Genomic DNA, 10332 nt, shown 5'->3' on the forward strand with positions numbered 1-10332 from the left:
ACTCGCTCACCCCCAGGCCATCTCGCCCATGACGACCTTGGTGCCGATGTCCACCGCGATCCGCAGCCCCAGCTCCGGGAAGCGGCGCTCCAGGGCCTCCTTGGCGGCGGCCGCGTCCGCGGCCCGGCCGATCTCGGTCTCGAAGGCGCGCAGGTAGGCGCGGGTGTGGTCGACGGCGTTCAGGTCGGTGGGGGCGTCGGCGACCCGGTGGCCGGCCGCCACCCAGGTCGGGTGGAGCGCCTCGATGCCGTCCAGCAGGTCGATCCAGGCGGCCCGTTGGGCAGCGGTGGGGGTGTCGGCCGTCCACACGTGCAGGCCCTCGAAGAGCAGCACCCCGCCGAGCACGGCGCGGTGGTGGTGCTGCCAGAGGTAGTGCCGGTCCGGCAGGTGGAAGTCGGCGCCGCGCACCTCGAAGCGGTGGCCCTCGAAGACGATCTCGTCGCCGTGCAGCACCTCGGGCCGCACCAGCCGGGTGGCCAGCTCGGGGCCGAGGTGGGACCAGGCGCGCAGCTTGTCCTCCCACGTCTCCTGGATGTGGTCGACGGTCATGGTGGTGGCCAGGAACCGGGCCTGCGGGAAGGCGTCCTGCACCTCCTGCGCCCCGAAGTAGAAGTCCGGGTCGCCGTGGCTGACGAACACGGTGGTCAGCCGCTTGCCGGTGGCCCTGATCCGCTCGACCAGGCGGCGGCCGTCGGAGCGGGTGAACCCGGCGTCCACCAGCATGGCGTCGTGCGGGCCGGTGACCAGGACGGAGGTCTTGTTGAGCGAGCTGTCGGGGCTGTCGACGATCTCGAAGTCGAGCGCACTCATGGGATCGGGTGTCCTTCCTCGGGCCTGGCACGCCTCGCCGCCAGCATCGGCGCTGGGCGTCCCGGGCGCATCCGGAAGGCGGCCGCAGCCGGCCGGCGCCCCTGCCCGTACGGCGCCAGGGTCCGCCCGGGATCCGTGCCCGTACGGCGCCCGCCGCCGGAGGGCGGGACCTCAGGCGCGGGTCCAGAGCGTGAGGTCGCTGCTGGTGGCCACCGCGAGGGTCCGGCCGGTGGGGGAGAAGCCCGCGGCGCGCAGGGTGGACCAGCTGGAGTCGAAGACCTGCCACCAGCTCTCGCCGTGCTCGCCCTGCCACGGCCCGCGGCCGGTCGCGAGCAGCACCCGGTGGTGCGGCCACTCCGGGGCGGCGACCTCGACGTGCCAGCCGCCCTCGGCGTCGGCGTGCAGGCCGCCGCCCCACGTCCCGGCCACCGGGATCCGCACATCGGTGACCTGGCCGAGCCCGGGGCAGCAGAGGTCCGGGCCGTCCGGGTCCTCGGCCGGGTCGTGGTCGCGCGCCAGCTTGAGGCCCGTCACGGCGTCGAACAGGCCGTGCCCGCCGTGCGACACGGTCAGCACCAGGTCGTGCCCGCTCTCCGGGTGGACGGCGAAGCCGATGCCGAGCAGCCCGCCGACCGGGATCGTCCCCCGGCCGACCGGCCGCCACGGCTCCGGCGGCGCGGTCACCGAGGCGGCCAGGATCCGGTCGCGCAGGTGCTGCTGGTGCGGGGTCAGGGCCATGGAGCCGATCATCCCACCGGGCCGGGGCTACTGCGCCGGGCCCAGCCGCAGCACCGCCAGCGCCCCCAGTGCGGTGGCGGCGGCCAGCGGCAGCCACAGTGCGCCCGGACCGGCGGCGAGCAGCGCCGTCACCACGGCCGGCGCGGCCGCCCGGCCCACGCCCATCGACAGCTCCCAGCGGGCCAGCGAGCGCCCGAGCAGGTGCGGCGGGGCGACGGCCGCCACCAGTGCCGTACCCGAGCCGGTGTAGAGGATCTCGCCCAGCGTGTACAGCACCGAGACCACCGCGATGCCCGCCGCCCCCGGCGTGCCGCCCAGCGCCCCGGCCGCCCAGAAGCCCAGGTACGAGAGCGACAGCAGGGCGCCCGAGGCCGCCAGCACGGCCCGCCGCGAACGGTCCGCCAGCCGCAGCACCAGCGCCAGCTGCAGGGCGATCACCAGCACCGTGTTGCCCACGAACAGGCCCGAGGACCAGGCCGGGGAGGCGTGCAGCTGCAGCACCAGCAGCGCGGGCAGCGCCACCTCCAGCACGTCGAAGCAGAACGCGTACGGCAGGTTGGCCAGGCTCAGCAGGCTGATCCGGCGCAGCGGTGCGCGCCGCTCCCCGGTGTCGGCGTGGGCGTGGGCGTCGGCGTCGGCCCGTACGGCCCTGTGCGGCGTCTCCCGGTGCGCCCGCACCCGCAGCGAGCCCACCAGCGCGGCGGCGACCAGGCAGGCCACCGCCGTCACCCCGGCCAGCAGCCGGATCGCGCCCGCGCCGCCGCTCACCGCCACGGTGGCCAGCAGCGCGCCCAGGCCCAGCCCCGCGTTGCGCACCGACCGCCCGGCGGCGAGCGCCGCGTCCCGCAGCCGACCCTCCGTCAGGGTGCTCACCACCGCCGCGTGCGTGGTCGGCCAGGACTGGCTGCCCACCCCGAACAGCACCGCCGCGGCCGTGAACACCGGCAGGCCGTCCGCGAGCAGCAGCGTCAGTGCGCCGGCCGCCCGCAGCAGCAGGGTCACGGCCGCGGGGAGGGTCCGGGCGCCGCGGTCGATCCAGCGGCCGGTCAGCGGCACCACCAGCAGGCCCGCGACCATCCCGGCGGACAGCGCCAGCCCGACCGCCCCCGCGCCCAGGTGCAGCATGCCGATCCCGTACAGCAGCAGGAACGGCCGCAGCATGCCGCCGCCCACCGCGTCCACCGCGAGCGCGGCGGCGTACCGGGGCCCGCCGGCGGCGGTCAGCAGGCTCAGCAGCGCGGACGGGCCGCCGCGACCGGTGCCGACCGGCAGGGCGGGCGGCTCGCCGGTACGGGCGGCGGCGTGGTCATGGACGGACTTCTCCTGGATCAGGCTCATGGCCGGTACCGTCCGCCCTGGCCGGGCCGCCTGGCACGTGGATTGACGGTTCCCGTCAATCGGCGGCAGGCGTCACCGGATCGGGTGACAGGATCTCCTGCGTGAGTGTGACCATCGACATCACCGGACTGTCCGACGAGCGCCTGCTCTTCACGCCCTCCCCGCTGGCCGAGCTGAACGCCATGCTGCACGTCCTCGCCGAGCCGGCGCACCACCCGGCGCTGAGCGGCTGGGCGAGCAGCACCACCGCGGCGATCCCGCCGGAGCTGGCCGAGCGGCTGCTGGAGGCCGACTTCCTCTGGCGTTCCTCGCGCGCCGACTTCCTCGTCCCCGGCCTGCCCGGCGCGACCCTCGCCGAGGAACTCGACGCCGTCGACCGGCTCGACGACGAGCTGTTCGTGGCCGGCGCCCTCATCACCACCTGCGGCTCCTCGCGGCTCACCTTCCGGAAGACCTCCCCGCTCACCGACCCCGCCGCGAGCGAGCGGGCCCGCGAACTCGCCCTCGCCCGCGGCCCCCGGCAGGCCGCCTTCGCCGACCGGCTGCTCGCCGACCCGCCCGCCGTGCGGGCGCTGGTGCGGCGGATGCTGGAGGACTGCGTGTCCGCGTTCTTCGCCGACGCCTGGCAGCGCGTCCTGCCCGACCTCGCCGCCGACGCCCGGCGCAAGGCCGACCTGCTGGCCCGTCGGGGCCTCGGTGAGACGCTCGCGGCCGTCTCACCCTCCGTCAGCCTCGACCAGGGCGGCGGGCGGCGGCGGATCGTCATCGACAAGCTGCAGGACAGCACCACCAGCGCCGCCGACAAGGGGGGCGTCACCTTCATCCCCACCGCCTTCGGCCGCCCCCACCTCCTGGTCGTCCACGCGCCCGGCTGGCGGCCCGTCCTCCAGTACCCCGTCGCCGAGGCCGGCCTGCCCGAACCGGTCTCGCTCGCCCTCGTCCAGCAGCGCCTGGAGGCACTGGCCCACCCCGTCCGGCTGCGGCTGGCCCGCACCATGGCCCGCGGCCCGCACACCACCGGCGAACTGGCCTCCGCCTGGCAGCTCAGCGCGCCCGAGGTGTCCCGGCACCTGGCGGTGCTGCGGAAGGCGGGGCTGCTGACCACGCAGCGGCGCGGGCGGTACATGCTCTACCAGCTCGACCTGGCGGGCAGCGCCCGTCTCGGTTCGGACTTCCTGGAGGCGGTCCTGCGGTGACCGGGCGGACGGCCGACGGCGGCCGGGCAGGAGCGGTGACCGGGCGAGCGGGAACAACGGCCGGGCAGGAGCGGTGACCGGGCGAGCCGGAACAAACGCCGGGCGGCCGGGAACAGCAGCCGGGCGGAACGCGTTCGTCCGGGCATGACCGACGACGCCGCAGTCTCCGCCGCCCCCTCGCCCGAGATCCTCCGCTACGCCGCCTTCGCCACCCGCCCCGAGGGCGGCAACCCGGCCGGCGTGGTGCTCGACGCCACCGGGCTGACCGACCGCCGGATGCTCGCCATCGCCGCCGAGCTCGGGTACTCCGAGACCGCCTTCCTGACCGCCGGACCGGCCGAAGGGGCTTACCGCGTACGGTACTTCAGCCCGCTGGCCGAGGTGCCGTTCTGCGGGCACGCGACGGTCGCCTCCGCCGTCGCGCTCGCCGAGCGCACCGGCCCCGGGCAGTACCTCTTCGCGACGGCGGCCGGGGACGTCCCGGTCGAGGTCGAGCGCGGCGCCGACGGGCTGCTGCGGGCCACGCTCACCAGCGTCGAGCCGAAGGTCGAGGAGGTCACCGCGGCCGACGTCGAGGAGGCGCTCGGCCTGCTCGGCTGGTCCGCCGCGGACCTCGACCCGGCCCTGCCGCCGCGGGTCGCCTACGCCGGTGCCCGGCACCTCGTGCTCGCCGCCGCCACCCGCGGCCGACTGGCCCGCCTCGACTACGACTTCGACGGCCTGGCGGCCTACATGCGGGCCCGGGACCTCACCACCCTCCAGCTGGTCTGGCGCGAGGCCCCCGAGGTCTTCCACGTCCGCGACCCGTTCCCCGTCGGTGGCGTGGTCGAGGACCCGGCCACCGGCGCCGCCGCGGCCGCCTTCGGCGCGTACCTGCGGGAGCTGGGCGCGGTGGAGGCCCCGACGGTGCTGACGCTGAACCAGGGCGAGGACCTGGGCCGCCCCGGCGTGCTGCGGGTCGAACTGCGGGCGGAGGACCCGCGGGTGCGGGTCTCGGGTACGGGCGTGGCGATCGGCTGACGCGGCGGCGTGCCGTCAGGGCGAGGGCTGCAGCAGGACCTGCTCGCCCTCGCCCCGCGGCTCCTCGAAGTGGGCCAGGTAGCGGGCGAACAGCTCGGCGCCGACGGTGACGGCGTTGGCGCCCTCCCGGCCGTTGCGGACGGCGAGGCGCTGCTCCAGGGTCGCCCGGTCGGCCTTGAGGTGGATCAGCTCCCAGCGGCCGCCGTGGCTCTCCACCAGCGCCTTGTAGTCGTCGCGGGCGGCGCGGCTCCAGAAGCTGTAGTCCACCACCACGTCGGTGCCGGCCCGCACCAACTCGACCAGCTCCAGCCGCTGTTCGGCGCGGACCTCCTCCTTGAGCCGGTCGAACGCCTCCTCCGACAGGACCACACCGGCGTCCCGCCCCCCGAGGCGCCGCCACACCGCCTCGTCGATGGACAGCCGTACGTAGCCGCGCCGCACCAGCCCCAGCGCGTACGTGGTCTTGCCCGCCCCGGGCAGGCCGCACATCAGCACCACCGTGCTCGATCGCTCCGTCACGAAGGCAGGCTAGCGCCGGGCACCGGCGCCGGTCGCGGGGATTCCCGCCCGGCGCGACCGGAGGACCGTTCGACGGTGAGGGAGAGGCCGGTGACCCCGGCGGAGACGCCGAGGCTGCATCGATCCATGAGCCCGGCTGATCGATCCGGGCGTACGGCGGCCCGGCTCCCGGTGGCGCCTGCCGCGCACCCGCCCGAGCGGGTCGCGGCGGCGGGCGCCACCGGGGCGGGGTCAGTCCGCCGGGTCGATCCGGTAGCCGCCGCGGGCCGAGTGGAGGGTGAGCGCCTCGACCGGGCAGCAGTCCACGGCCTCGCCTAGCCCGTCCGTCAACTCCGCACCGCCGTCGGCGTAGTCGGCCAGCGGCGCGGCCAGTCCGTCCGCGCCGAGGGCGAGTGAGTCGGGCGCGCTGAGGGCGCACATCCCGGAGCCGATGCAGCGGTCCCGGTCGACCCGGACGACGACCGGCTCGGTGTCCGCCCCGCGCGTCACCAGGTCACCTGCAGGGAGTTCGGGCTGCGGGTGAGCAGGCCGCGCCGCCAGTCGATCCGCTCGACCTGGTCGGCCATCCGCAGGGCGGGCAGCCGGCGGGCCAGCCGGTGCAGGGCGAGCTCCAGCTCCATCCGGGCCAGCCACGCGCCCAGGCAGTGGTGCGGCCCGGCCCCGAAGGTGAGCATCGGTGCGGCCAGCGGGGAGAACAGCTCGGTGCGCAGGTCCCCGGTGAAGACCTCCGGGTCCTGGTTGGCGGCGGCGGTGTCGGCGGCGACCACGCTGCCGGCCGGGATGACCACCCCGCCGATCTCCACGTCCTCGACGGTGCGGCGCATCAGTCCGGGCATGTGCTCGTGGGCGTCGCCGAGCGGGACGGCGCGCAGCAGCTGCTCGGTCGCGGCGGCGGCGCTGGCCTCGTCGGAGGCGAGCTGCTGCCAGGCCTCGCGGCCGTCGTGGAGCAGGTAGACCAGGGCGTTGCCGAGGCTGGTCATGGTGGTCTCGTGGCCGGCCACGACCAGGCCGACGACCAGCGCGACCAGCTGTCCCTCGGTGATCGAGCCGTCCTCGGCGGCGGCCGTCAGCAGGCTGCTGACCAGGTCGTCGCCGGGTTCGGCACGGCGTTCGGCGATCACCCCGGCGCCGAAGGCGGAGAACTCGTTCATCGCGGTGACGATCGCCTCGGCCGGGTAGGCGGTGGTGGAGAGCGCGTGGTCGCTCCAGTGGGCGAGCCGCTTGGTGTCCAGGTTGTCCAGGCCCATCAGCCGGCTGATCACCGCGACCGGCAGCGGCCGGGTGTAGGCGGCGACGATGTCGGTGGGGGAGCCCTGGTCGATCAGTTCGTCGATGAGCGACTCCACGACCGAGGCGACCCACGGCTTCCAGCGGGCTATCGCGCGCGGGGTGAAGGCCCGCTGGACCGTGCGGCGCAGCCGCTGGTGCTCGGTGCCGTCGATGTTCAGCATGCTCTGCGGGTCGTCCAGGATGTTGGGCGTGACCGTGACCGGCGGCGCGTCCGGCGCGTAGAGCGGGGCGCGGCCCAGGCGCGGGTCCGTCAGCACCTGCCGCACGTCGGCGTGCCGGCTGACCAGCCAGACCGGCGTGCCGGTGGGCAGCGCGGCGAGCCGCGGCGGTCCGGGTTCCAGGTGGCGCAGGCAGTGCAGCGGGGGGAGCGGGGCGGTGCCGGGCCCGGCACCGGTCGCACTGTTCTCGGTGGACATCCGTACTCCAGACTCCAGGGCGGTGGGCCGCTCGGCGCGGCCCGACGGGGGGTGGATCGGAGGATGGTGCGGGGACGGGTGGTGCGGCCGGCTGGCGGCTCGACACGTGCCGGGGCTGGGTAGGGCATCTGCTGCGGGGTGGCGCGAAATGTGCGGGGGCGTACGTTCGGTGCGCGCCGGGCACGGACGGTGCACGGTGGCGCACCGTCAGGTGGGGCGGGTGTGCTGAGCGTGGTCGCGTGGACCGTCTCAGCTACGACCGTACGTGGGCCGCGGGGCGCCCGTCTGCGGCAGTTCCAGCCAACACCGGTGCTTTCCGGGCGGTTCGAGGCGCGCTGACGAGCGCTCAGCGCCGTCCGTGCGCCCCCGTTCCGGGGCCGTGCCGGGCCGTCGGCGGGCGGTCCCGCGGGTAGGCCCGTGGCATGTGCCGGATGAAGCGCCGTGAGCTGCCGGAACGTCGGGAACATGCCGTCGGCACGTGCGGTGAGGCGAATCACGCCGGATCGCGCCGGATCGCCGACCCGCTCCGCCGGTGGCCGCCGGAGCGGGCGCTACGCTTCGTGGGCAGTGCTTCTGCAGTCCTACTGCAGTCGTGTCGTCGCAGGTCACGCCGGTGCAGAGCCGCACCGGCCGTCGGAGGTGGAATCGGATGGCCCAGCAGGTCAAGGCAGTGATCGCGCGCGCCAAGGGCGCGCCCGTGGAGGTGACCACGATCGTGGTACCGGACCCCGGTCCGGGTGAGGCGGTGGTCCGGATCCAGGCTTGCGGTGTCTGCCACACGGACCTCCACTACCGGGAGGGCGGGATCAACGACGAGTTCCCGTTCCTGCTGGGCCACGAGGCCGCGGGCGTCGTGGAGTCGGTCGGCGAGGGCGTCACCGAGGTCGCGCCCGGTGACTTCGTGGTCCTCAACTGGCGTGCGGTGTGCGGCCAGTGCCGTGCCTGTCGGCGCGGGCGTCCGCAGTACTGCTTCGACACCCACAACGCCGAGCAGAAGATGACGCTGCTGGACGGCACCGAGCTGTCCCCGGCGCTGGGCATCGGGGCGTTCGCCGAGAAGACCCTGGTCGCGGCCGGCCAGTGCACCAAGGTCGACCCGGCGGCCGAGCCGGCCGTCGCCGGCCTGCTGGGCTGCGGCGTGATGGCGGGCATCGGCGCCGCGATCAACACCGGCAACGTCGGGCGCGGCGACTCGGTCGCCGTCATCGGCTGCGGCGGCGTCGGCGGGGCGGCCGTGATGGGCTCCCGGCTGGCCGGGGCGGCGAAGATCATCGCCGTCGACATCGACGACCGCAAGCTGGCGACCGCCCGTACGCTGGGCGCCACCCACACCGTCAACTCCCGCACCACCGACCCGGTCGAGGCCATCCGGGAGCTGACCGGCGGCAACGGCGCGGACGTCGTCGTCGAGGCGGTCGGCCGGCCCGAGACCTACCGGCAGGCCTTCTACGCCCGCGACCTGGCCGGCACCGTCGTCCTGGTCGGCGTGCCGACCCCGGAGATGAAGCTGGAGCTCCCGCTGCTCGACGTCTTCGGCCGCGGCGGCGCCCTGAAGTCCTCCTGGTACGGCGACTGCCTGCCCTCGCGGGACTTCCCGATGCTCATCGACCTCTACCTCCAGGGCCGCCTGGACCTGCGCGCCTTCGTCACCGAGACGATCGAACTCGACGCGGTGGAGCAGGCCTTCGCGCGCATGCACCAGGGCGACGTGCTCCGCTCGGTGGTGATCCTGTGACCTCCACCGCCCGTGTCGACCGGCTGGTGACGGCCGGGACCTTCGAGCTCGACGGCGGCAGCTGGGAGGTGGAGAACAACGTCTGGATCGTCGGCGACGACGAGGAGGCGGTGGTGATCGACGCCGCGCACGACGCCGGGGCCATCGAGGCGGCGCTCGCCGGGCGCCGGCTGCGGGCGATCGTCTCCACGCACGCGCACAACGACCACATCGACGCGGCCCCGGCCCTCGCGGCCCGGACCGGTGCGCCGATCCTGCTGCACCCGGACGACCTGCCGCTGTGGAAGCTCACCCACCCCGACCGCTTCCCGGACGGCGAACTGGCCGACGGGCAGCGGATCGAGGTGGCCGGCACCGAGCTGACCGTCCTGCACACCCCGGGCCACGCCCCGGGCGCGGTCTGCCTGTACGCGCCCGACCTGGGCACCGTCTTCACCGGCGACACCCTCTTCCAGGGCGGCCCGGGCGCGACCGGCCGGTCGTTCTCGCACTTCCCGACCATCATCGACTCGATCCGCGAGCGCCTGCTGACGCTCCCGGCCGACACGGTGGTGCGCACCGGCCACGGCGACCCGACCACCATCGGCGCCGAGGCCCCGGCCCTGCCGGAGTGGATCGCCCGCGGGCACTGAGGCACCGCCCGTACGGCCCCCGGGGACACCGGGGTGCGACGCGAACGGCCCCCGGGGGCTTGATCGTTCCCCGGGGGCCGTACGATCCCGATCATGGCCCATGACCCGCGCGACCTCGACGACGCCATGCTCGCCTTCTGGCGCGAACGGCACATCTCCACCCTGACCACCACCCGCCCGGACGGCACGCCGCACGTGGTGCCGGTCGGCGTCACGTTCGAGCCGGAGACGGCGACCGCCCGGGTGATCACCAGCCGCACCAGCCGCAAGGCGCTCAACGTCGCGGCGGCCGGGCCGCAGGGCCTGCGGGTCGCGGTCTGCCAGGTGGACCGCGCCCGCTGGGCGACCCTGGAGGGCGTCGCGGTCGTCCGTGACGAGCCCGAGCAGGTCGCGGACGCCGAGCGGCGCTACGCCGAGCGCTACCGCCAGCCGCGGGTGAACCCGGACCGCGTGGTCATCGAGATCGCCGTGGACCGGGTCCTCGGCCGCGGCTGAGCCCACGGGATCCGCGCACCGGGACGGGGGGGGGGGGGGGCGGGGGGGGGGCCCCCCCGCCCGGGGGGGGGGCCCGGGGGGGGGGGGCCGCCCCCCCGGGGGGGGGGGGGGGGGGGGGGGGGGGCCGGGGGGGCCGCGGGGAG

The 10332-nt window shown here is 75.7% G+C and carries 11 protein-coding genes; 5 read left to right on the plus strand and 6 right to left on the minus strand.

What is annotated here, in order from left to right; translation table 11 throughout:
• Positions 1-6: 6 nt before the first annotated feature.
• From ACIRST_RS17870 to ACIRST_RS17880, 3 genes are all read right to left on the minus strand, one after another.
• A complete protein-coding gene (locus ACIRST_RS17870) occupies positions 7-810 on the minus strand; it encodes an MBL fold metallo-hydrolase (RefSeq protein ID WP_402803070.1) in 804 nt (267 codons plus the stop codon).
• A 171-nt stretch (positions 811-981) separates the two neighbouring features.
• Positions 982-1548, minus strand: a complete 567-nt coding sequence (locus tag ACIRST_RS17875; protein WP_350521010.1) for a hypothetical protein — start codon at positions 1546-1548, stop codon at positions 982-984.
• A 27-nt stretch (positions 1549-1575) separates the two neighbouring features.
• A complete protein-coding gene (locus ACIRST_RS17880) occupies positions 1576-2886 on the minus strand; it encodes an MFS transporter (RefSeq protein ID WP_402803071.1) in 1311 nt (436 codons plus the stop codon).
• Between the two features lie 101 nt (positions 2887-2987).
• On the opposite strand from ACIRST_RS17880, the gene ACIRST_RS17885 reads away from it, so the two are divergent.
• Positions 2988-4082, plus strand: a complete 1095-nt coding sequence (locus tag ACIRST_RS17885) for a DUF5937 family protein (RefSeq protein WP_402803072.1) — start codon at positions 2988-2990, stop codon at positions 4080-4082.
• 144 nt (positions 4083-4226) lie between these two features.
• Positions 4227-5102, plus strand: coding sequence for a PhzF family phenazine biosynthesis protein (locus tag ACIRST_RS17890; RefSeq protein WP_402803073.1), 876 nt, complete (start codon positions 4227-4229; stop codon positions 5100-5102).
• A gap of 15 nt (positions 5103-5117) precedes the next feature.
• Here ACIRST_RS17890 and ACIRST_RS17895 read toward each other — a convergent pair whose 3' ends face one another.
• The 3 genes from ACIRST_RS17895 to ACIRST_RS17905 form a co-directional block, all read right to left on the minus strand.
• On the minus strand, positions 5118-5621 hold the full coding sequence (locus ACIRST_RS17895) for an AAA family ATPase (protein WP_402803074.1): 504 nt from the start codon (positions 5619-5621) through the stop codon (positions 5118-5120).
• 231 nt (positions 5622-5852) lie between these two features.
• Positions 5853-6110, minus strand: a complete 258-nt coding sequence (locus tag ACIRST_RS17900) for a ferredoxin (RefSeq protein WP_402803075.1) — start codon at positions 6108-6110, stop codon at positions 5853-5855.
• Complete coding sequence (locus ACIRST_RS17905) at positions 6107-7327, minus strand: cytochrome P450 (protein ID WP_350521004.1); 1221 nt, start codon at positions 7325-7327, stop codon at positions 6107-6109. The genes ACIRST_RS17900 and ACIRST_RS17905 overlap by 4 nt, the downstream gene beginning before the upstream one ends.
• 649 nt (positions 7328-7976) lie before the next feature.
• Here ACIRST_RS17905 and ACIRST_RS17910 point away from each other — a divergent pair.
• From ACIRST_RS17910 to ACIRST_RS17920, 3 genes are all read left to right on the plus strand, one after another.
• Positions 7977-9062, plus strand: a complete 1086-nt coding sequence (locus ACIRST_RS17910; RefSeq protein ID WP_350521003.1) for an S-(hydroxymethyl)mycothiol dehydrogenase — start codon at positions 7977-7979, stop codon at positions 9060-9062.
• Entirely contained in the window at positions 9059-9694 is a 636-nt protein-coding gene (locus tag ACIRST_RS17915) for an MBL fold metallo-hydrolase (protein WP_402803076.1), read from the plus strand. Before ACIRST_RS17910 ends, ACIRST_RS17915 begins: the two co-directional genes overlap by 4 nt.
• A gap of 93 nt (positions 9695-9787) precedes the next feature.
• Positions 9788-10189 carry a TIGR03618 family F420-dependent PPOX class oxidoreductase gene (locus tag ACIRST_RS17920; protein WP_350521001.1) on the plus strand — a complete coding sequence of 134 codons (402 nt, stop codon included), beginning with the start codon at positions 9788-9790 and terminating at the stop codon, positions 10187-10189.
• Positions 10190-10332 lie beyond the last annotated feature (143 nt).

The organism is Kitasatospora sp. NPDC101447 (assembly GCF_044767225.1).
Lineage (GTDB): Bacteria > Actinomycetota > Actinomycetes > Streptomycetales > Streptomycetaceae > Kitasatospora.